The following is a 21312-nucleotide window of genomic DNA, read 5'->3' as shown; positions in this document are numbered from 1 at the left end:
ATGGACTATCGCGAAGGGTGGCACAACCGGGCCCGCTTCACCGTCTTCGATGCGCACTACGGCGACGGCGCCGCGATCCGCGTCCTGACCGACGTCTGGCGCACCGATCCGCAGCGCTCGCCCAACCTGCACGTGATCGCCCTGTGCGACCACCTGCTGCCGGGCTTCCACCGCATGCCGCAGGCCGAGCCGGGCGTGACGCTCGACCTGCTCAGCGCACCGCTCGAGGACGCGCTGGCCCAGCTGACGGCGCGCGTCGACCTGTTCCGCCTGCACGACATCGAACACGCCGGCACCGGATTCGCGCGCCACGTGGCGCGCGTGGCCGCGCAGAACGCCTGCCTGCTCGCGCAAGGCCTCACGCCGGACCAGGTCGCGGCGCTGACGGCGCAAGGCTTCGTGTTCGATGCCGATGGCCGCCGCGCGCGCTTCGCCAGCCGCAAGCCGCGGCCGCCGGCGCCGCCCGCGCCCGAGCGGCGCGTCATCGTGCTCGGCGCCGGCATCGCCGGTGCCGCCGCGGCCGAGCGCCTGTGCGCGCGCGGGTGGCAGGTCACGCTCGTCGACCGCCAGCCGCAGCCGGCGATGGAAGCGTCGGGCAACCTGGCCGGCATCTTCATGCCGCTGCTGTCGAAAGACGACAACGTGCCCACGCGCCTGACGCGCGCGGCCTATCTGTACGCGCTGCGCCACTGGGAACGCCTGGGCGGCATCGGCCGCGCCATCGAGGGCGACACCTGCGGCGTGCTGCAGCTGGCGCGTGACGCCGGCCATGCCGACGTGCAGCGCGCCATCGCGGCGGACACCTCCCTGCCGCCCGATTTCGCCCAGTGGCTGGAACGGCCCGAGGCGGAAGCGCTGCTCGGCCTGCCGGCGCCGGACGGCGGCTGGCTGTTCCGCGGCGCCGGCTGGGCGCGGCCCGGCAGCGTGTGCGAGGCGATGCTGGCCGCGTGCGGCGGCCGCCTGGAGCGCCGCTTCGGCGTGGGCGACGTGCGCATCGAACGCGACGGCGAGCGCTGGCGCCTGACGGACGCGCAGGGCGCCACCGTGGCCTGCGCGCCGAACCTGATCCTGGCCAACGGCGCCGGCGCCGCCGACGTGCCGCAGGCCGCGCCGCTGCCGCTGACGACGTTGCGCGGGCAGGTGTCGCACGTGCCGGCCGACATGGTGCCGAAGCTGCCGGTCGTGCTGTGCCGCGAAGCCTATCTGACGCCGGCGTCTGGCGGCGTGTGCAGCGCGGGCGCGACCTACGACGCCGACCCGAACCCGGACCTGTCGCCGCAAAGCCACGCGGAAAACCTGGAGCGCCTGCGCGGGCTGCTGTCCGATCCGGAGGCCGCCAGGGATGCGCCGCTGGAGGGGCGGGTCGGCTTTCGCAGCGTCGCGCCGGACCGCCTGCCGCTGGTGGGCCGCCTGCCCGACTTCGCCGCCGCCGGCACCACCGAACGCCTGCGCGACGTGCCGCGCCATCCGGGCCTGTACGGGCTGCTCGGCTATGCGTCGCGCGGCCTGATCTGGGCGGGCTTTGCCGCCGAACTGCTGGCAGCAGGGATCGAGGGCGAACCGCTGCCGCTCGAATCCAGCCTCGTCGATGCCCTCGACCCGGCCCGCTTCGTGTTGCGCGCACGCCGCGCGCCGCGGGGGCCGGACGCCGAAAATTGATTTCTTTCGGGAAACCGAAAGTTTCAAAGGTATAATGTGTGCAAAGCAACATTTTACACATGAACCGGACATGGACGACACACCCGACGCGCCCGAGCTGTCCCTGTTTCTCGCCTCGACCGCGCACGACATGAAGAATTCGATCAGCGTCCTGTCCGGGACGCTGGAGCGGCTGCTGGTCGCGCATTCTTCGCAGGCATCGGCGCAGACGGACCCCGAGTACACGCAGATGGCGCACATGCTGTACCAGACCAAGCGCCTGAACGACAACCTGATGCAGCTGCTCGCGCTGTACAAGCAGGTGGGCACGCCCGCGTATCCGTTCGACGTGCAGCCGCTCGAACTGGGCCAGCTGGTCGACCAGGTGGTGGCGCTGGAGCGCGTGCTGCTGACGTCGCGCGGCATCAAGCTGGAGCTGGACTACGATCCGGCACTCGTCTGGCATTTCGACGAAGACCTGATCGTGGGCGTGCTGTCGCATGCGATCAACAACGCCATCCACTACACGTGCGACACGGTGCGCCTGGTGATCCGCGCGACCGACGACGGCTGGCTCGAACTGCGCGTGGAGGACAACGGGCCCGGTTATCCGCCGGCGCTGCTGAAAGCCGGCGCGATCGCGACGCGCGACACGGCGGGCGGCATGAACTTCCTGACCAACAGCGCGGGACTGGGCCTGTATTTTTCGAGCGAGGTCGCGAAGATGCACCGCCACCGCGAGCGGCGCGGCCTGCTGCGCCTCGAGAACGGCGGCCGCTACGGCGGCGGCTGCTTCATCCTGAACCTGCCATGAACGCGCCTGCCAATGTGCCCGCGAACGCTCCGGCCAAGACCGTGGGCGAGATCGGCTGGGCCGACAAGAACTACCTGATCGTCGACGACTTCGTCGGCGTGCGCCAGCTGCTGCGCGAAAGCCTGCGCAGCCTGGGCGCGAAGAACATCGACCAGGCGTCGTCCGGCGGCGAGGCGATGGGCCTGCTGACGCGCATCCGCTACGACGTCGTCCTGTGCGACTACAACCTCGGCGACGGCAAGAACGGCCAGCAGGTGCTGGAGGAAGCGCGCGTGCGCAACCTCGTGAACCCGAGCACCGTGTGGCTGATGGTATCGGCCGAAAAGAGCGTGGAATCCGTGATGGGCGCGGCCGAGCACCAGCCGGACGCCTACCTGATCAAGCCGATCACGGAAGGCGTGCTGCTCACGCGCCTGAACCGCGTGTGGCACAAGAAGCAGATCTTCCGCCTCATCGACCAGGCCTATGCCGAGAAGGACTACCTGCGCGCGGCGCGCATGTGCGACGCGGCGATGGAGGCGCACAAGGCGCACGAACTCGACCTGCTGCGCATGAAGGCGAAGCTGATGGAAAAGAGCGGCGAGCCGGCCAAGGCGCGCGAGGTGTACGAGCGCGTGCTGGAGCAGCGCGAGTACCAGTGGGCGCGCGCCGGCATCGCCAAGATCCGCATGGCCAACGGCGAATTCGAACAGGCGCGCCAATCCTTCCAGAGCGTGATCGCCGAAAACCGCTACTACATCGACGCCTACGACCAGCTCGCGCTGGCCTACCAGAACCTCGGCAAGCTGGAGGAGTCCTGCGCGATCCTCGAACGGGCCGCCAGGCTGTCGCCGAACTCCGTGCCGCGCCAGCGCAACCTCGGCAACGTGGCGCTCAAGGTGGGCAATGTGCAGATGGCCGAAAAGGCCTTCCGCAAATGCATCGCGATCGGCGAGTATTCGATCCTCAAGACGCCCGACGCCTACCTCGGCCTGGCGCGCGTGTGCGGCCAGAAGAACGATGCGAAGGAAGCGCTGCAACTGCTGCTGCAGGTCCAGCGCGAATTCGCCGCCGACTATCCGGACATCGCCCTGCGTTCCAAGATCACCGAGGGCCTCGTCTATCACGAGAGCGGCGACTACCGGCGCGCGCGCAAGGCCGGCGACGAGCTGGAGGCCCTGCTGAACGCGACCGAGGACAGGCCCGACATCCCGACCTGCCTGGAACTGGCGACGCTGCTGTTCGCGGTGGGCGTGAAGGATGCGCCGGTCGAGCTGCTGTGCTACGTAATCCGCAACAACCACGACAACCCGCTGCTGCTCGACGAAGTGCAGCAAATCTTCGACAAGGCGCGCCTCGGCGACGAGGGCCAGGACCTCATTCGCGCCTCGAAGAAGGAAGCGACCGACCTGATGAACCAGGGCGTGCTGCTGTGGAAGACGGGCAAGCTCAAGGATGCGGTCGAGTGGATGCGGCAGGCGCGCAAGAAGGTGCCGAACAACCAGCGTATTTTGTTCAACGCGGCCCAGATCCTCGTCTCGTACCTGCAGCAGCACGGCTACGACGGCGCCATGTCGGCCGAGGCCTACGACGTGCTGCACCACGTCGACCGGCTGCTGCCGGGGCAGCAGCGCTTCGCCCAGTTGATCGAGCAGCTGGCGCAGTTGCAGCCGGCGGCCGAAGGCGGCGCGACGAGCGGGACGATCGCCGAGGTGGCGTAGGGAGCGTCCCTACAGCGCCTGGCCCAGCCGCTTTTCCAGCTGGCTGCGGAATGTCCGGCTGACCTTGGTGCGCCCGCCGTGCTTCAGCACCACGTCGAACTCGCCGTGCGAGATCGGTTCCAGGCGCAGGATGCTCTCGAGATTGACGATGGCCGAGCGGTGGATGCGGACGAAATGGGCCGGATCGAGCTTGTCGGCCAGCAGATGGATCGGTGCGCGGTACAGCATCGCCTTGCCGCCGATGTACAGGTTGACGTACACGCCGACGGCTTCGATCCAGTCGATGTCGGTGGTCTTCACGAAATGGGTGGCGCCCGCGCATTTCACCACCAGCCGGTCCCACCGTGCCGGCTCCTCGACGGGTGCGGGCGGCGGGCGGCGTTCTTCCAGCCGCCTGCGGACCCGCTGCATGGCGGCCTCGAAGCGCTCGTCGCTGAACGGCTTGAGCAGATAGTCGAGCGCATCGGCCTCGAAGGCACGGATCGCGTACTGGTCATGGGCGGTGACGAACACGGTGACGGGCATGCGCCCGGCGCCGACGGCAGCGACGACGTCCAGGCCGGACGGCCCGGGCATCTGCATGTCCAGGAAGACCAGGTCGGGATGCCGGCTGTCCAGCATGTGCACCGCGGCCTGACCATCGGCGGCTTCGAGCACCTCGGCGACGTCGGCCATCTTGCCCAGCAGGTCGACGAGGCGCCGCCGCGCCAGCGCCTCGTCGTCGACCACGAGTACCTTCAGCGGCTTAGCCAATGGGGCGTGCATGCATGTCCTCTCTCATCAGGGCCAGGGGCAGGACGATGTTCGCCTCGGTGCCGCCGTCCGCGTGCGGCATCACGTGGAACGTGCTGGCGCCGGACGGGTACATCGCCAGCAGGCGGTCGCGCGTCACGCTGATGCCCACGCCTTGCGCGCGCGCCATCGTCCAGCCGGGCGGCAGGCCGACGCCGTCGTCGATCACGCGGATCTCGACCCGGTCGTCGACGCGGCGCGCCGACACGGTGACGCGCCCGCCGGAAACGCGCTGCGCGATGCCGTGCTCGATCGCGTTTTCCACCAGGGGTTGCAGCAGCAGGGACGGGATGCGCGCGTGCTTCACCTCCGGCATGACGGACACCGCGATCGAGAGCCGTTCGCCGAATCGCACCCGGTGCAGCGCGAAGTAATGTTCCAGGAACGCAAGTTCGTCGGCCAGGGCCACTTCCTGCCGGTTCCTCGTATCCAGCGAAAAACGCAGCAGGTCGCCCAGGTGCTCGATCATCTTGCGTGCCAGCCTGGGCTCGTGCTCGACGCAGGCGGAAATGCCGTTCAGCGTGTTGAACAGGAAATGGGGATCGAGCTGGGTACGCAGCGCGTTCAGCTGGGCTTCGAGAAAGCCGCGCTTCAGGCGCTCGATCTGCAATTCGTCGACGAGTGCGCGCCGGTAGTAGCGCAAGCCGGTCAGCGCGCCCAGGATGATGCAGTACACCAGCAGCGCCCAATAGAGCCAGTCGAGCAGGCCAATCGGCTCGGTCCAGGGATTCCACGGGAGGAGGCCGAGGCAGTCTTCCAGCGCCGCGGCCGCCGCGACGTACAGCACCGTGACCGGCAGGCCGCATGCCGCGTGCGCCGCCAGCAGTTGCACGGGGCGCTTGAACGTCGCGGACAGGCGGTCGTCCAGGCTTTTGATCAGCGGTGTCAGCGCGCCCCATAACCACCAGTTGATGATGATGGAAAAGAGGGCGTTGTAGCCGCCGCCGCGCAAGATGTCCGGCAGTGCGAAAACGCCGCCGATGGCGGTCCACGCCATGGCGGCGGCGACGATGCGTGTGTGTCGAGGTTTCACTGGCCGATGATCCATTCTGGGGCGTGCATCGCGCTGGCGGCGGCTGCCCGGCTGACGGTGCCGGTCAACCGCCCTGCAACAGCATGATCCGGACTGTCACAAGGCCGTTGCAAGGCGCACTTGCAATTAGGCATTCTACCGCAGCCGTCCGATCGTCAATACTTCACCGCCGCCAGAGCGGACCGTCGGCCGTGCGATTTCAACTACGGAGACCCGATTCGATGCCCCCTTCCAAATCTCACTACGAGGTTCTCGACGGCCTGCGCGGTACCGCCGCGTTTTGCGTCCTGATGTTCCATTTCTGGGAAATGCTGGTGCCCGATGCGGCGCACAATCCCATGCGGCACACGTTCCTGGCGGTCGACTTCTTTTTCGCCCTGTCCGGATTCGTCCTCGGCCACGCCTATGACGCGCGGCTTGCGGCCGGCGCCCAGGATGCGCTCACCTTGCCGGGTTTCTTCCGGCGGCGCCTGATCCGCCTGCACCCGATGGCGCTGGCCGGACTGGCCATCGGCGTGACGGCCTACCTGCTCGATCCGTTCGTCGGCGACACCCAGCGCATCGGCGAAAAGATATCCCTCGCGACGCTGGCCGGGACGATCGCACTGAGCCTGTTCCTGCTGCCGACGCCGAACGTGCCGAACAGCTTCGGCGAGACGCATTCACTGAACGGTCCGTCCTGGACGCTGTTCCAGGAATACATCGCCAACGTGCTGTACGGCTTCTTCGGACACAAACTGACCCGCCGCCTGCACGTCGGGCTGTGCGTGGCGAGCGCCGCCGTCCTTGCCTGGACGGCCTGCCATTTCAACGATCTCGGCCATGGCTGGGGATGGGCCGACTTCTGGGTCGCCCCGGTGCGCCTCGCCTGTCCGTTCCTGACGGGGCTGCTCGTGTACCGCTTGCGGTTGCGCCTGTCGGTGCCGCAGCCGTTCGTGCTGCTGTCGCTGGTGCTGGTGGCGGTCTTCGTCGCGCCGCTCATGGGGCGCTACAACGGCTTGTTCGAAGCCGGCTGCGTCATCGTCGTGTTCCCGCTGGTGCTGGCCGCCGGCGCGGGTGTGACCAGGACGCAAGGTGCGACCGGCGCACTGTGCCGGTTCATGGGCGAGCTGTCCTATCCCGTCTACATCATCCACTACGGCTTCGTCTACGTGTTCGCGCACTGGAACTGGAGCACCCATCCCGCGCCCATGCGGCTCGGCCTCGTGGCGGCGGGCGTCCAGGTGGGCATCGTGATCCTGGCCTATGCCTTGCTGCGCTGGTTCGACAAGCCGGTGCGCGCCTGGCTGACCCGGAAATACGCCGATCCCGTCCGTGTTCCCGCCGGCGCGGCGCAAGCGAACGTGTGACGTCATTCATTTTAGGAGCAGGAACCGCATGTCGATACTGAAGAGAGCCGTCCGCCGCCTGCCCGTGGCGCTGATGCTGGCGCTGGCCGCGGCCGCGGGCGGGGCCGATGCAGCGGAGCGCAGCCTGACGCTGGACTGGCGTTTCATGGGCGGCGAGGTCCAGGGCGCCGAGCGCCCCGATTTCGACGATGGCGCATGGCGCAAGGTCGTGGTGCCGCACGACTGGTCCATCATGGACAAGGCCGACGGCACGCCGCCGTTCGACCGCGCCGCGACGGCGGGCCAGGATTCCGGCTACCTGGCCGGCGGCACCGGCTGGTATCGGCGCCACGTCGACCTGAGCGCGGCCGATGCCGCGCGCGTCGTGCTGCTCGACTTCGAGGCCGTGTACATGGACGCCGACATCTGGCTGAACGGCGCCCACGTCGGACAACATCGCTATGGCTACACGGCATTCAGCGTCGACCTGACGGGCAAGGTGCGGGCCGGCGACAACGTCATCGTGGTGCGGGCCCGCCACCCCGATCCTTCCTCGCGCTGGTATGCGGGTTCCGGCCTGATCCGTCCGGTGACGCTCGAGCTGCTCGATCCGGTGCATCTCGACCCCGGCGGGTCCGCGGTATCGACCCGGACCGCCAGCGCGCAGCGGGCGGAGCTCGATGTCCAGGCCACCGTCCGCAACGGCCGGGCCAGGCCGCAACGGGTGGAGCTGGTGACGGCGGTGACCAGCGTCGACGGCAGCACGGTCGTCGCCCAGGCCAGCCGGCGCTACCTGGTGCCGGCCCACGGCGAGGCGCACGCCCGGCAAGCCCTCGCGGTGGACCATCCCAGGCTGTGGGGGCCGTCCTCGCCGCAGCTCTACACGCTGCGCCAGGAGGTGCGGATCGACGGCGTCGTGACCGACGTACGGCGTACCCGCTTCGGCATCCGCACCATCACGGTGGACGCGGCGCACGGCCTGCGCATCAATGGCGAGAAGGTCGTGCTGCGCGGCGGGAATATCCATCACGACAATTACATGATCGGCGCCGCCGGATTTCCCGACGCGGACGCGCGCAAGGTCGCCTTGCTGAAGGCCGCGGGCTACAACGCCATCCGCAGCGCACACAATCCCGCCAGCCAGGCGACGCTGGATGCGGCCGATGAACTGGGCATGCTCGTGATCGACGAAGCGTTCGACATGTGGCGCAAGAGCAAGCGCGCCGCCGACTACGCGCGTTTCTTCGACAGCAATTGGCAGCAGGATGTGGACAGCATGGTGATCGGCGGCCGCAACCACCCCAGCGTGCTGTTCTGGAGCATCGGCAACGAGATCCCGGAGCAGGGCACGCCGGAGGGCGCGCAGATCGCGCGCCGGCTGGCCGAGCGGGTCCGCCGCCTCGATCCGACCCGGCCCGTGACGCAGGCCGTGAGCAGCGAGGCGCCCGGGATCGCCGGCCAGTACGCCGAGCTCGACGTGGGCGGCTACAACTACATGCCCCATTTGTTCGCGCACGACCACAAGCAGTTCCCGGCGCGCGTGATGTACACGTCCGAATCGCTGTCCAAGGACGCCTTTACCTACTGGCGTCCGGTTGAGACCATGCCGTGGGTGATCGGCGATTTCGTCTGGACCGCGTTCGATTACCTGGGCGAGTCCGGCATCGGCTGGATGGGCTATACGCAGGACTGGCAGACCCTGGGGCCGTATCCCTGGCACCTGGCCTATTGCGGGGAAATCGATGCGACCGGGCGCAAGCGGCCGGCGGCCTATTATCGCGAGGTGCTGTGGAAGACGGGCATCGATCCGATCTCGGCCTTCGTGGCGCAACCGGCGGGCACCGAGGACTTGCCGGACCGCCACCTGTACCCCATCGTACAGCCGCATAACGACTGGTCGCTGGACGATGTGCATCCCAGCTGGTCGTGGACGGGGCAGGAGGGCAAGCCGCTCCAGGTAGTCGTGTATTCGGAATTCCCCGACGTCGAGCTTTTCCTCAACGGCACAAGCCTGGGGCGCAAGCCGGTCGGTGTCGACAGCGAATACAAGGCCACGTTCACCGTGCCCTATGCGCCGGGCCGCCTGGTGGCCGTCGGCTACCAGGACGGCAAGGCCGCCGGCCGGTGGGAATTGCGCACGGCGGGCGAGCCGGCCATGGTCAAGGTCGCCGTCGACCGCACGCAGCTGACGGCCAATGGCGCGGACCTGGCCTATGTGACGGCGGAACTCGTCGACCGCGATGGCGTGCCCGTCTACGCACGGAACGGCGACCGCAAGGTGAAGGTCAGCGTGACCGGGGCCGGCGTGCTGGCCGGGCTCGGGAACGGCAATCCGATGGACGCATCGAGCCTGCAATCGGGAGAGCGTTCGACTTTCCACGGCAGGGCGGTGGCGGCGATCCGGGCCGGTGCCACGGCAGGTCCCGTGTTCGTGGACATCGCCGCCGAGGGCATGCCCGTCCAGCGGCTGCGGCTCGACGTGCTGGCGCGCTGACCGTATCGCGCCTGCCCGACGTGCCGCACGCGGCCGTGTTCAGCGTGCCGCCAGGCGACCCGCCGGGCGGCATGGGCGAACCGGGGTTGCCGGCGTCAGGTTTTGTCGGCCTTGGGACGGCTCGCGCGCGTCTTGCCGTTCGCGCCGTTGGCGCTGTTCGGTGCCGCCGGTCCCGCCTGCGGCACTTCCTTGGGCGCATCCGTTTTCGGTCTCTCGGCGGCGGGCGCGGCCGCCGAAGCCGCAGCCGGCGTCATCGCACTGGCGACCGCTTGCGTAAATTGCTCTTGCAGCATGTTCCACCAGGCGACGGCGGCAGGCATCGCCATCGCCGCCGGGTTGTTCTGCGCATCCGGCGCGGCGGCCCCTTGCGGTGCTGCCGTGCCCGGCTGTGCCGTGCCGCCGCCCGTGCCGCTCGCGTTGCCCGCGCCCGGCGCGGCCGGTGCCGGCGCAACCGGTTTCGCGGCGCCCGCGGCGGGTGCCGCCTTCGCGCCGCCACCGCCCTGGCCGGGGGCGCCGAAGAAGGACGCGAACGGTGTGGCCGCCATCTTGTCCGCGCTGACGCCGGACTGGCGCATCGCCTCGGCCATCGAGGCGCCCATCGACTTCAGGGTCGCCAGCGTGCCGCGCTGCACCTCCAGGGCCTGGATGGTCCCGCGCAGCATCGTGAGGTTCAGGTTCAGCCAGGACTCGACCGCCTTGAGGTCGGCGATGCGCTTGTCCAGGTCGTCGGTCGACATCGGGGGCGTGGCCATGCCCGGCATGCCGGGCAGGCCGGCGCCGGGGATATGCATCGATCCCCACAGGTTCTTGACGAAGTCCAGGGTGTCCGTCATGCCGGGCATGGGGGCGGAGGGTTTCAGCATGGTGGTCTCCTAATTGGTCGCCGCTAGCGTAACAGATAAATAAGAGCGGATATAGATGCGGATGCAGGGGCGGGCACGCGTGCGCCGGGCGGACCGGCTACACTACGCGGATGAGTACCGCATACGCCAAGAACCACGGCCGCCGCCGGCAACTGGCGTTGGGCGTGCTCACGATCCTGCTGCACGTGCTCGTATTCGTCTGGTTCGCCGGCCAGTTGGGCCGCGTGCCCGACCGTTCCGCGCGCATGGCGCGCGCGCCGCTGACGGCCGAGCTGGTCGAGGCGCCGCGGCCCCGTCCGCTGCCGCCCGTGCCGCCGCCGCAGCCCGCGCTCGATCCACCGCCCGTGCCCGAGGTGGTGCCGGAGCCCGTGATCCCCATGCCGCCGCCGCCCGGCCCGGAAGCCGCCGCGCCGGCGCAAGGGATACCCGACGGCACCGCGGCCAGCGCGCCGCCCGCATTGACGCCGCAACCCGACGGAATCGCGGCCACGGACGCCGCGGGACGGCAAACGGGCCAGGACGGCGCCGCCGCCGGTGCGGGCACCGTACAATCGCGGCAGGCGGCACCCCAGGGCACGGGGGCGCAGGCCCGGGCGGACGCGGTACCGAAGCCGCCGGCCGCGCCGGAAGCGCGCCGCTACAAGGTCGACATGCCGCCGTCGGCCGACATCACGCTCGACGTCGCGCGCACCGACGCGAACGGCACGAAGTGGAGCGGCGACGCATTGCTGTCGTGGCGGGTGACGTCGTCCGGTTATCGCGTCCAGGTCGAGGCGGGCATCCGCATCATGTTCGCGCACGTGAACCTGCTCACCCTCACCAGCGAGGGCACGGTGGGCGACGAAGGATTCGTCCCCACCCTGATGACGGAGAAGCGGCGCGGGCGCGCCATGACGGCGACGCATTTCAATCGCCCGGACGGCACGCTGACGTTTTCGGCATCGGCCGCGAAGTACCCGCTGGTGCCGGGCGCGCAAGACAAGGCCAGCGTGCCGCTGCAACTGGCGGCCATCGCGCGCGGCGATCCGAAACAATTGTCGGGAAATATCGACATCCTTGTCGGCGAAGACCGCGACGCCAGCGTTTTTACGTTTACGGTGGCCGGCCAGGAACAGATCGACACGCCGCTGGGCCGCATCGCCACGTGGCATCTCGTGCGGCCACCCAAGCCCGGCTCGTACAATTCGCGCCTGGAATTGTGGCTGGCGCCGGGCTATGGCTGGTATCCGGTACAGATCCGCAACACCGAGGCGAGCGGGGCTGTGACGACCCAGACCGTGCACAATATCGTGATCAAACAAGCAGGAAGCTGATATGAAGAATGTATTGAAACTGGCAGGCGCGGGCATCGTCGCGGTAACGGTCTCGCTGGCGACGGCGGGCGGCGTGGCCGGCGCGGCGGAGGAGCACCCGGCCGTCAAGCGCCCGTTCGACCTGCCCCCGTCGGCCGACCTGAGCTATTCCATCGGCGCGCGCCAGCGCGGCTTCAACCTGAACGGCGAGGCGACGCTCACCTGGCGCGCGAACGACGGCAAGTATTCGGTCAACGCCGAGTCGCGCGTGGCGCTGCTGGGCAAGCTGACGGAAAACCGCAGCACGGGCGTCGTCGACAACTGGGGCCTCGCGCCGACCGAGTACTACGACAAGCGCTTCCGCAAGGACCCGACGACGGCCACCTTCGACCGCGGCGACAAGACCATCACCTTCAGCGACGGCGACAAGACCTACCCGATCAAGGGCGGCGAGCAGGATCGCGTGTCGGTCTCGTGGCAACTGGTGGCGATCGCGCGCGCCGCGAAGGACAAGTTCAGGCCGGGTTCGGAATGGCAGTTCTTCGTCATCGGTCCGCACGACGCCGACCCGTGGACCTTCCGCGTCGTCGGCCGTGAAAAGGTCCAGGCCGGCGCGTCGCTCGGTGAAGTGGATGCCGTCCACGTGATGCGCGCGCCGCCGCCCGGCTCCAAGGACCAGACCCTCGACATCTGGCTGGCGCCGGGCCACGAGTGGTATCCCGTCAAGCTGCGCTTCACCGACAACGACCGCGATTACGTCGAGCAGACGCTGGAAAAGATCGTCAAGAAGTAACCCAGTCGCGCACGTGGTCCGGTGCCGGCAGCGCGCACTGCGGGTCCGGCACGGGCGTCCCGCGTACCTGCGCGAGAGGCAGCACGCCGGCCCAGGTGGCGATGCCCATGTCTTCCTCGTCGTCGGACGGCGGGCCGCTGCGGACCTTGCACACCGCCTCGGCGAGGGAAATGCGCAGCGCGGTCGTGGCGGCGTACTCCTTGTCGTTCCCGGAGCGCACCAGGGCCTGGCGGCCCGGCACCAGGTGCTCCATGAAATCTTCCAGTGCCTGCCGCTTGGCGGCCTCGCCGACGACCTCGAAGCGGCCATAGACCATCGCGCTGCGGTAGTTCATCGTGTGGCTGAAGGCGGAACGTGCCAGCACGAGGCCGTCCAGGTGCGTGATCGTCACGCAGCAATCCTGCTCCGTCAGGCGCTGCAGCATGCGGCTGCCGTTCGACCCGTGGATGTACAGATGGTCGCCGCTGCGCCAGCAGGCGGTGGGGATGCAGTGCACGCCGTGCGCGTCGGCGAAGGCGATCTGGCAGATGTAGGCGGCATCGACGATGGCGTGCAGCAGGGCGGGATCGTAGGACGCCTTGGGCGCGCCGCGCTTGACCTGGGTGCGGAGGGAAGGAGCAGTGTTCATGGCCTCGAAAGTAGGGGTGGAAGCCGCACTATAATGGCCGGGATGGCTCCAGGAACAGGTCCAGGGCCGCACGATTTCATGGAGCCACGATGGATTACGCGCTGCTGCTGGACGCCTTCGCCCGCGACCACGCCCGCCATGGCTTGCCTGGCCACCCCTGGCCGCGCCAGCGCCTGCTGCACGAATGCCTGCGCACGGCCATCCGCGACGGCACGCTGGCGGCCGGCACGCGCCTGCTGGCCACGCGCGCGCTGGCGCAGGAACTGGGCATCGCCCGCAACACGGTGCTGTATGCGTACGAGCAGCTGGCCTGCGAAGGGTTCGTGATCCCGGACCGGCGCGGGACGGTGGTCGCAGGCATCGCGCCCGCGCCGCGGCGCCGTGCCGCCGACGTGCCGCAGGCGGGCCTCGCGCGCCGTGCCCGGAACCTGCGGGCCGTGCACGGCAGTCCCGGCGACGGGCTGCCGTTCACGCCCGGCGTGCCGGACCTGCGCGCCTTTCCACTCGCGCAGTGGCGCCGCCTGCTGGACCGCGCCTGGCGCGGCCTGTCGGCGGCGCAGCTGAACTACGGCGACCCGGCCGGCGAGCCCGCGCTGCGCACCGCGATCGCGGACTACCTGCGCGCCTCGCGCGGCGTCGTGTGCGAGGCGGGCCAGGTGTTCATCACGGACGGCACGCAATCGAGCCTCGACCTGTGCGCGCACGCCTGCGCCGACGCGGGCGACACGGCCTGGATCGAGCACCCTGGCTACGGCGGCGCGCTGGCCGCGTTCCGCGGCGCGGGTCTCGTCGTCGAGGGCATCGCCGTCGACGCCGAAGGCATGGCGCCCACCGCGCCGGATTGGACCCGGCGCCGCCCCCGGCTGATCTACACGACGCCGTCGCACCAGTATCCGGCCGGCGTGGTGATGTCGCCGGCGCGGCGCATGGCCCTGATCGCCGGGGCGCGTGCCGCCGGCGCGCTGATCGTCGAGGACGACTACGACAGCGAATTCCGCCACGAGGGCCCGCCGCTGGCGGCCATGCAGGGCCTGGTGCCGGATGCGCCCGTGCTGTACTGCGGCACGTTCAGCAAGACGATGTTCCCGGCGCTGAGGATCGGTTTCCTCGTCGTGCCGGCCAGCCTGGCGTTGCCGCTGGCGGCCATGCGCGCGCAGTCGTCGGCCGCGGGGCGCACGGCGGAGCAGCTGGCGCTGGCCGGATTCCTGCGCAGCGGCGAGTTCGCGCTGCACCTGCGCCGCATGCGCCGCCTGTACCGCCAGCGGCGCGACGCGCTGGTCGAGGCGCTGGACCGGCACCTGGGCGATCGCGCCGTCGTGGAGGGCGCGTCGGCCGGCATGCACCTGGCCTTGCGCCTGCCCGCCGGGGGGCCGGCGGACGTGGAGATCGTGCGCCGCGCGCGGGAACAGGGCATCGTGGTGAATGCGTTGTCGACCCATGCGCTGCCGGGCGGGCCGCCGTGCAACGGGCTGCTGCTCGGCTATGCCCAGGTGCCGGCCGAGCGGATGGATGAACTCGTGCTGCGGCTGGCGGGCGCGATCCGGTAGGTTCTCAGTCCTGCGGTCCCGGATCGTCCGGATTGTCGTTCTCCCAGTGCAGGATCATTTCCCTGGGCGCGTTGCCGACCTTGACGGTGCGCTTGAACGTCTTGCCCTCGGCCGCCGCGCTGATGTGGTAGGTGCCCGGCGGGAGCTTGGCGAAGAACATCGGACCGGTACTCGCCACGCTCAGCAGGTTCGTGCCCTTGGTGTCCAGGATGTCGAGCTGGACGTCGGACCGGTAGGCGCCGCTCTGCTGCGTCGCGAAGGTCAGCAGCAGGTTGTAGTCGGCGCGCTGGGCTTTCATCGCGTCCTGTTCTTCCTCGCCGATGCCGCCGTTGATGTAGGTGATGCCGTTCTGCTGGTGCGGGGTGGGTGCCGCCAGGGCGGCGGTCGATGTCAACGCAACGGCCACGACCATGGCCGCGCTCATCAGTGCTCGTTGCATGGCTGTTCTCCTCGGTTGCCGGCCGGACCGGCTGCCCGGTCCGTCGATGAACTGGACCATAGCACAGGCCCGTCAATTTCTGCGCGACATACAAGGCGTGGCGACATCAGCCAATCACATGGACCGTGGGAGAGTCGTCCCGGTTCCAGGAAAACAGAACCAGGTGCCACAGGCCCGGTGCCTTTCTGGAGGGATCGACCAGCCCTTGTGCGCCAAGTGCCTCCAGACGGTCGCGCACCGACCATGACCTCGGGGTGCCCCCCGCCGCAACGACCTCTTGCCAGGGTGCGACGGCATCCTCGAGTCTGATTCCCATGGCCGCCAGCGCCGACGCATTGCGCAGATCGCAAATCCGGTCGGCCGCGACGTGCATGCTGACGATCTCCAGGTGGCCGCTACGGTTGTCCCTGTGCGCCTCCATTGCAGCCGCCACCCCGTCGCGCGATGCGCTCAGGTAGAGCGTGGGCTGCACCGCGCTGGAGTAGCGGCCGGGATACCTGGAACCGGACAGCGCGCCGTCCCGGTAGGCCGGATCGACGGCGCGATAAAAGACACCATCGATTTTCGTGAACGGCGCGTTGGCATCATTGCTGGCGCGGGGACTTGTCATCGGTTTCTCCTTCATCGCACGTGTTCATCGGCGTGTCGGCTACGCGCCCGATGCGGTCACCCAGCACGACGGGACTGCCCGCCTACGGCATCCGAACGACATCGTCCTGCTCCCACAAGGACTTCAGATGGTCGACGAACCATTTGCCTGCGGGCCCGGGCGGGTGCGAAGGCTGGTGAAATGCGGACATCGTCAGCATGAACCCTGTGCGCGGCATGTCATCCACATCCAGCACGACCAGCGTGCCTTCGGCGATGTCTTTCTCGACCATGTGCAAGGGCATGCCTCCCCAACCGACGCAGTCCTTGAGGAACGCATATTTGGTCGACAGGTCCGCCAGACGCCAGGTCGACGGCGACGCGACGCCGAAGTCCCTGCCGACAGTGAGAGGGGACCTGTCGGTGAGCACAAGTTGTACATGTTTCGCCAACTCGCGCCGCGGTATCCGCTGGCTGAAGCTCGCGAGCGGGTGGCATGCTGAAGCGACCGCAACCAACGGCACGTCGCCGAGTCGCTCGCTCACCAGTGAAGGAAACGTCTGGGGCAGCGGCGTCAGGATGCCCAGGCTGCACCGGCCGTCCAGGACGGGCAGATAGGCAGCGCCCAGGCCCTCCACGAAGAGGCGCAGCGGCGTCAATGGAAACTGGCGCGCGAACGCTTTCGCGACGGCGCTGACAATGGAGGTCGGAAAGAACACATCGACGACGACCGAGAGTTCAGCCTCGACGCCTGAATTCATGAGCTTGGCGCGGGCCTTCAGCGTGTCCACCCCTGCCACGATGTTGCGGGCGTCCGCGAGCAACAGCACACCCTCCGGCGTGAGCTTCGGGAACCGGCCCGAGCGGTCAAACAGCTTGACGCCGACCTGGTCTTCCAGTCCGCCGACCCAGCCGCTCACCGCCGATTGAACGCGGTTGAGCTTCCGGGCCGCGGCCGAGAAGCTGCCCTCATCCACGGCGGCGATGAAGGTCCTGAGCTGGTCCAGAGAGACGCCATCAAGCATTCACGTGTCCTTCCATCTCCAAAATAGATGGGTTGCATCTAAATATACTCTATTTTCAAAATACATATCGACCGCCATCATTCGCATGGCGGAGGCCCCGCAATTCATCAACGTCATTCAAGGAAGCATCATGACTTACTCCATCAGCGGCACCGGCAACGTCGGGATGTTTCAAGACCTGTTCAGGAAAGAGGCGTGAGCGATGTACGACCATGTCATCTGGCCCGAGCGTTTTGATCCGAAAACATCCGCCATCTACGCGCTCAACGACATCGACGTGAAAGCGCCGCCCGACGTCGTGTGGAAGCTGCTCGTCGACGCGGAGAATTGGTCGAGCTACTTTCCTGCCGAAGATCGGGGCAGGATCCTGACCGGTGAGAAGGAACTGGCGCTCGGCACAAAATACAGCCGCGTGACGGTCGGCTTTCCGATGAGCCTCGTCGTGACCGAGTACGTGCCCAACCACAGGCTCGCGTGGGCTACGACGGTCGACGGCGACGAGACCGGTTCCAGCGCCTACCACGGCTGGGTCATCACTTCTACGGACGAAGGGTGTCACGTGCTGACGGAGGAGACGCAACAAGGTCCCTGGTTCCTCGACCTGCTCGGACACCGGCATCCCGGCGGGCTGTACCGCTATCACCAGGACTGGGTCGAACGCCTTGCCCGCGCAGCGGAAGCGGCGGCAACGAAAGCCGGCTGGCGCATTCAGTCCGGATCGGCAGATGGCTCGCCTGACTCACACACTATTGGAGAAAAACAGCATGAAGATTGAACTTAACGGTCGCAAGGCCATCGTTACCGGATCGACGGCAGGCATCGGCCGCGCGATCGCCGAAGGGCTTGCGCGCGCAGGCGCAGCGGTCGTCATCAATGGACGCACGGAAGAGCGGGTCGCGGCAACGTTGCATGCGCTGCGTGCGGCGTTCCCCGGGGCGGACTTTACGGGCGTGGTCGCCGATCTCTCGACGGCGGAGGGATCCGCAGAACTCGTGGCTCGGGTGAAGGATGCCGACATTCTGGTCAACAACGTCGGCACGGCCCACCTCAATGGCTTCTTCGAACAGAAGGACAGCGAGTGGCTGGACCTGTTCCAGCTGAATGTCATGAGCGGCGTGCGCGCCGCACGGCACTATGTGCCCGGGATGGTCAAGCGCGGCTGGGGGCGGGTCGTCTTCATCAGCAGCGAGTCCGGGGTAGCGATTCCCAAGGAGATGATCGACTACGGCATGACGAAGACAGCACAGCTCGCCGTATCGAGGGGGCTGGCAGAGCTGGTCGGCGGGACGGGCGTCACCGTCAACGCGGTGTTGCCCGGACCGACCCGATCCGAGATCCTGGGTAACTGGATGAAGGCGACCGCCGGGGAGCAGGGCATCACCCAGGAGGAAGCGGAGCAGGACTTCCTGAAGACGATGCGCCCGACGACGCTGATCAACCGGTTCACGACGACCGAGGAAGTCGCGAACATGGTGATTTACGTCTGCTCGGAGCAGGCTGCCGGTACGAGCGGCGCCGCACTGCGCGTCGACGGCGGGGTCATTCGCTCGATCCCCTGAGCGTCGCGATCCGCGCACTCACGAAACTGCCAGCCGGCGAACGCCGGCGGGCGCACCGTCGAATTAACGACCGGGCTCGGCCGACAGGCGTAAGGCAAGGAAGTGACCGATTGCCTCGAGCGCGCTGGTCGCTGCGTCGGTTCGGCCGGCAGTGGACAGGAATCCGTGTGGCATGCCTTCCCACACATCCAGTTTTGCGTCGACACCAGCCGCAACGGCACGCGCAACGTAGCGACAAGCATCGTCCAACAGCACTTCGTCGTTGCCCACATGTACGCGAACCGGCGGCAAACCTTGCAGGTCTCCGTACAGCGGTGACGCGAGCGGATCGGTGCCGGCCTGCTCATTCAGGTATGACTCGACCAGGGCTTCGACCTGGGCACGGGCAAAGTAGGGGTCCGCATCCGCTCGTGAATTCCAGCTCTCGCCAGACAGGGCAAGGTCGGTCACCGGAGACAACACGACCGCGGCCACCGGAAGCGAACGACCCATGCGCGCGGTCGAACTTGCCCATGCCAGGAGACCGAGCGCCAGACCGCCGCCCGCTGAATCGCCGACGATCGCCACGCGACTTGCGCCACGCTGGAACAGCCCCTCGTAGCAGGCTTGCACGTCGTCGGCTGCCGCCGGAAACGGACTCTCCGGTGCCAGCCGGTAGTCGGGAATGAAGGCCGCGGCACCGGCACTCGCAGCGATGTGCGCGACCAGCCCGCGAAAGGCTTGCGCCGATCCCCAGTTGTACCAACCTCCGTGCAAATGAAGGATCACCTCATCGACGCGGGTATTCGCAGGACGGCACCACCAGCCAGCCACACCGCCGACGTCGTCGGCCTCGACCGTGACATCGGCCGGCGCCTGGACGCGGCTCATGATGGCATCGAAGGGAGCACGCGCGGCGACACCACGCATCTTGCCCTTCATTGGAAGAACCATCTCACGCAAGCCGGTCATGACGACGGCATCCGCCGATGTCAGGGGATGAATCGTTGCCCAAGAGGCAACAAGAGAAGAATTTTTGGAAAAGACCATGGCATATCTCCGAGAGTGTCGAGTTGGGAAGGCAAGAAATGGCGTCGTTAATTTATTTAACTGAACGTAATGTAATCATAAATGACGCGAGGGTCAACGCCTTGCTCGCCCACGACGGTCTGCCGGCTCTGCCCGGTGCTACGTTTTTCGAGCGGGTTCATGGACCGGACCGGGCGTCCTGTGGGCTGGTGCCACTAACTTCTTTGCGGATCGTTCTGACAAAACTAAAATGGGGGCATGTCTACCATTGAGCCCACCCGAGCGTTGCGAGGCCGTCCGCGCAGTGCCTCCGCGCACTCGCATGCTGTGATCCTGAATGCCGTCTTCGAACTGTTGCAGGAGACTTCGGTGCGCGACCTGACCATGGAAGCGATTGCCAAACGTGCCAAGGTCGGCAAGCCCACCCTCTATAAATGGTGGCCCTCCAAGGCCGCACTCGTGTTTGCCGTATTCCATGAGCGGGTCGCAGTGGTGACCGACATGCCGACGTCCACGACCGCCGAACAAGCCATCCGCACGAAAGTCCGTCGTCTCATCCATGAATTCAATGGCTTGTTCGGCAAGGTCATGGCAGATTTGATTGCCGAGGGTCAAAGCGAACCGGAAATCCTGGGCGAACTGGTGGACCAACACATCAATGCTCGCAGAACTGCGACGGCGGCGGATATCGAGGAGGGGAAGCGGAATGGAGAGTTCGACGCGTCGATCGATGCGCAGTTATTGATCGATGCGATCTTCGGCCCCCTGTATTTCAGACATTTACTGCGCCACGCGCCGCTGACGCAAGCCTACGGGGATGCACTCGTTACCCAGGTACTCGACGGTGCGCGCCCCGCAGGCAGTTCTTCGCGCGCGTCGGCGCGTACCAGGAAGGCCAACGACGTGTCCACGCAGGGCTAGCGCATTTCCGCATCGGCCTGGCGTTCTTCAAGCGTGGCGCGCCGGTGCCGACGTTGCCTGAGCCAATCGTGAGCAGGGTTGCGATGATCGGCTGCCGGTCCGTCAGGCCGCGATCGCCGCAATGCTTGCCAGCGCTTGCGTGACCGCCGCCGCCCTGGCTTCCGGACCGAAGGCGATCCCTTCGGCGCGCACGATCTCGATGTCTTCCATGCCGAGGAATCGCAGAAGCGCGGTGAGGTAGGATTCCTGGTGGTCGTTTGCGGCGAACATGCTGTCGGGCGGATATACACTGCCCCGCGCGGAAGCGATGAATGCGCGCTTGCCTTGCAGGAGTCCTTCCGGGCCGGCCTCGGTATAGCGGAACGTCTTGCCCGCCACCGCAACGCGGTCGATCCACGCCTTGAGCGAGGTCGGAATCGAAAAGTTATACATGGGCACACCCAGGACGAGGATGTCGCAGGCAAGCAGTTCTTCCAGATACGAGTCACCCTTGACCAGATCGGCATTCAAGGCGGGGTCCTCGCTCACTGCCCCGTAGCGTACGGCCATATGTGCACCGGACAGATGCGCTACGGGGTTGGCGGCAAGATCGTGAGACACCACGCGGATACCCGGATACAAGGTTCGAAGACGAGCGACGATTTCCGCCGACAGTTGACGGCTGACCGAGTCAGCGCCCAATACGCTGGAGTCGAGGTGAAGCAGTTGCATGGCATTTCCTTTTCAAACGTGGGACGGGGCAGCGAATGCGGATGCAGCGCATGGTGGATCATCCCGGCTTTTCTGAAAAGACGGCATATTGAGATGCCAAGTATCTGTTTTTGAGATGAGTGACGGCATGCTGGACGGC

General features: G+C 67.5%; 20 protein-coding genes. 11 read left to right on the top strand and 9 right to left on the bottom strand.

Going from position 1 to position 21312, the window contains the following annotated elements; translation table 11 throughout:
• The 3 genes from mnmC to ASC93_RS24220 all read left to right on the top strand — a co-directional run bounded on the left by mnmC (position 1) and on the right by ASC93_RS24220 (position 4152).
• Positions 1-1659 carry an FAD-dependent 5-carboxymethylaminomethyl-2-thiouridine(34) oxidoreductase MnmC gene (gene mnmC, locus ASC93_RS24230; protein WP_056448692.1) on the top strand — a complete coding sequence of 553 codons (1659 nt, stop codon included), beginning with the start codon at positions 1-3 and terminating at the stop codon, positions 1657-1659.
• A 70-nt stretch (positions 1660-1729) separates the two neighbouring features.
• A complete protein-coding gene (locus ASC93_RS24225; RefSeq protein ID WP_056448689.1) occupies positions 1730-2452 on the top strand; it encodes a sensor histidine kinase KdpD in 723 nt (240 codons plus the stop codon).
• Positions 2449-4152, top strand: coding sequence for a tetratricopeptide repeat-containing response regulator (locus ASC93_RS24220; RefSeq protein WP_056448686.1), 1704 nt, complete (start codon positions 2449-2451; stop codon positions 4150-4152). The genes ASC93_RS24225 and ASC93_RS24220 overlap by 4 nt, the downstream gene beginning before the upstream one ends.
• Before the next feature lie 9 nt (positions 4153-4161).
• Here the strand turns inward: ASC93_RS24220 and ASC93_RS24215 are convergent, their stop codons facing one another.
• The gene (locus ASC93_RS24215; RefSeq protein WP_056448683.1) at positions 4162-4917 is read right to left on the bottom strand and encodes a LytTR family DNA-binding domain-containing protein; all 756 of its coding nucleotides are present in this window, start codon (positions 4915-4917) and stop codon (positions 4162-4164) included.
• Positions 4898-5977 (bottom strand): sensor histidine kinase, encoded by a 1080-nt coding sequence (locus ASC93_RS24210; protein WP_162251947.1) that lies wholly within the window; start codon positions 5975-5977, stop codon positions 4898-4900. Before ASC93_RS24210 ends, ASC93_RS24215 begins: the two co-directional genes overlap by 20 nt.
• Before the next feature lie 221 nt (positions 5978-6198).
• On the opposite strand from ASC93_RS24210, the gene ASC93_RS24205 reads away from it, so the two are divergent.
• Together ASC93_RS24205 and ASC93_RS24200 are read left to right on the top strand one after the other, a co-directional pair.
• Positions 6199-7326 (top strand): acyltransferase, encoded by a 1128-nt coding sequence (locus ASC93_RS24205; RefSeq protein WP_162251946.1) that lies wholly within the window; start codon positions 6199-6201, stop codon positions 7324-7326.
• Between the two features lie 28 nt (positions 7327-7354).
• Complete coding sequence (locus ASC93_RS24200; RefSeq protein ID WP_056448672.1) at positions 7355-9799, top strand: glycoside hydrolase family 2 TIM barrel-domain containing protein; 2445 nt, start codon at positions 7355-7357, stop codon at positions 9797-9799.
• 95 nt (positions 9800-9894) lie between these two features.
• Here the strand turns inward: ASC93_RS24200 and ASC93_RS24195 are convergent, their stop codons facing one another.
• The gene (locus tag ASC93_RS24195; protein WP_082548312.1) at positions 9895-10662 is read right to left on the bottom strand and encodes a PhaM family polyhydroxyalkanoate granule multifunctional regulatory protein; all 768 of its coding nucleotides are present in this window, start codon (positions 10660-10662) and stop codon (positions 9895-9897) included.
• A 110-nt stretch (positions 10663-10772) separates the two neighbouring features.
• Here ASC93_RS24195 and ASC93_RS24190 point away from each other — a divergent pair, with 110 nt between their 5' ends.
• The gene (locus ASC93_RS24190) at positions 10773-11975 is read left to right on the top strand and encodes a DUF3108 domain-containing protein (protein ID WP_056448666.1); all 1203 of its coding nucleotides are present in this window, start codon (positions 10773-10775) and stop codon (positions 11973-11975) included.
• Position 11976: 1 nt separating this feature from the next.
• The gene (locus ASC93_RS24185) at positions 11977-12747 is read left to right on the top strand and encodes a DUF3108 domain-containing protein (protein ID WP_056448662.1); all 771 of its coding nucleotides are present in this window, start codon (positions 11977-11979) and stop codon (positions 12745-12747) included.
• Here ASC93_RS24185 and ASC93_RS24180 read toward each other — a convergent pair.
• The gene (locus ASC93_RS24180; protein ID WP_056448659.1) at positions 12737-13375 is read right to left on the bottom strand and encodes a pyridoxamine 5'-phosphate oxidase family protein; all 639 of its coding nucleotides are present in this window, start codon (positions 13373-13375) and stop codon (positions 12737-12739) included. The genes ASC93_RS24185 and ASC93_RS24180 overlap by 11 nt on opposite strands.
• 89 nt (positions 13376-13464) lie before the next feature.
• Here ASC93_RS24180 and ASC93_RS24175 point away from each other — a divergent pair, with 89 nt between their 5' ends.
• Positions 13465-14922 carry a PLP-dependent aminotransferase family protein gene (locus ASC93_RS24175; RefSeq protein ID WP_056448657.1) on the top strand — a complete coding sequence of 486 codons (1458 nt, stop codon included), beginning with the start codon at positions 13465-13467 and terminating at the stop codon, positions 14920-14922.
• Positions 14923-14926: 4 nt separating this feature from the next.
• On the opposite strand, the gene ASC93_RS24170 is transcribed toward ASC93_RS24175, so the two are convergent.
• The 3 genes from ASC93_RS24170 to ASC93_RS24160 all read right to left on the bottom strand — a co-directional run bounded on the left by ASC93_RS24170 (position 14927) and on the right by ASC93_RS24160 (position 16974).
• Positions 14927-15361, bottom strand: coding sequence for a carboxypeptidase regulatory-like domain-containing protein (locus ASC93_RS24170; RefSeq protein WP_157202104.1), 435 nt, complete (start codon positions 15359-15361; stop codon positions 14927-14929).
• Between the two features lie 106 nt (positions 15362-15467).
• Entirely contained in the window at positions 15468-15971 is a 504-nt protein-coding gene (locus ASC93_RS24165) for an RES family NAD+ phosphorylase (protein ID WP_056448651.1), read from the bottom strand.
• Between the two features lie 82 nt (positions 15972-16053).
• Positions 16054-16974 (bottom strand): LysR family transcriptional regulator, encoded by a 921-nt coding sequence (locus tag ASC93_RS24160; protein ID WP_056448648.1) that lies wholly within the window; start codon positions 16972-16974, stop codon positions 16054-16056.
• Between the two features lie 202 nt (positions 16975-17176).
• Between ASC93_RS24160 and ASC93_RS24155 the strand changes: the two genes are divergently transcribed.
• Positions 17177-17749: an SRPBCC domain-containing protein gene (locus tag ASC93_RS24155; RefSeq protein WP_229412863.1), complete on the top strand. Its 573-nt coding sequence runs from the start codon at positions 17177-17179 to the stop codon at positions 17747-17749.
• Positions 17739-18533 (top strand): SDR family NAD(P)-dependent oxidoreductase, encoded by a 795-nt coding sequence (locus tag ASC93_RS24150; protein WP_056448645.1) that lies wholly within the window; start codon positions 17739-17741, stop codon positions 18531-18533. Before ASC93_RS24155 ends, ASC93_RS24150 begins: the two co-directional genes overlap by 11 nt.
• A 63-nt stretch (positions 18534-18596) precedes the next feature.
• Here ASC93_RS24150 and ASC93_RS24145 read toward each other — a convergent pair whose 3' ends face one another.
• A complete protein-coding gene (locus ASC93_RS24145; RefSeq protein ID WP_056448642.1) occupies positions 18597-19562 on the bottom strand; it encodes an alpha/beta hydrolase fold domain-containing protein in 966 nt (321 codons plus the stop codon).
• 237 nt (positions 19563-19799) lie between these two features.
• Between ASC93_RS24145 and ASC93_RS24140 the strand changes: the two genes are divergently transcribed.
• On the top strand, positions 19800-20462 hold the full coding sequence (locus ASC93_RS24140) for a TetR/AcrR family transcriptional regulator (RefSeq protein WP_082548310.1): 663 nt from the start codon (positions 19800-19802) through the stop codon (positions 20460-20462).
• Positions 20463-20564: 102 nt separating this feature from the next.
• On the opposite strand, the gene ASC93_RS24135 is transcribed toward ASC93_RS24140, so the two are convergent.
• Positions 20565-21173 carry an FMN-dependent NADH-azoreductase gene (locus ASC93_RS24135; RefSeq protein WP_056448639.1) on the bottom strand — a complete coding sequence of 203 codons (609 nt, stop codon included), beginning with the start codon at positions 21171-21173 and terminating at the stop codon, positions 20565-20567.
• Positions 21174-21312 lie beyond the last annotated feature (139 nt).

Origin of the sequence: Massilia sp. Root335, assembly GCF_001425685.1 — a bacterium.
GTDB classification, from domain to species: Bacteria; Pseudomonadota; Gammaproteobacteria; order Burkholderiales; family Burkholderiaceae_D; genus Telluria; species Telluria luteola.
This window is presented reverse-complemented; position numbering and strand designations above follow the sequence as displayed.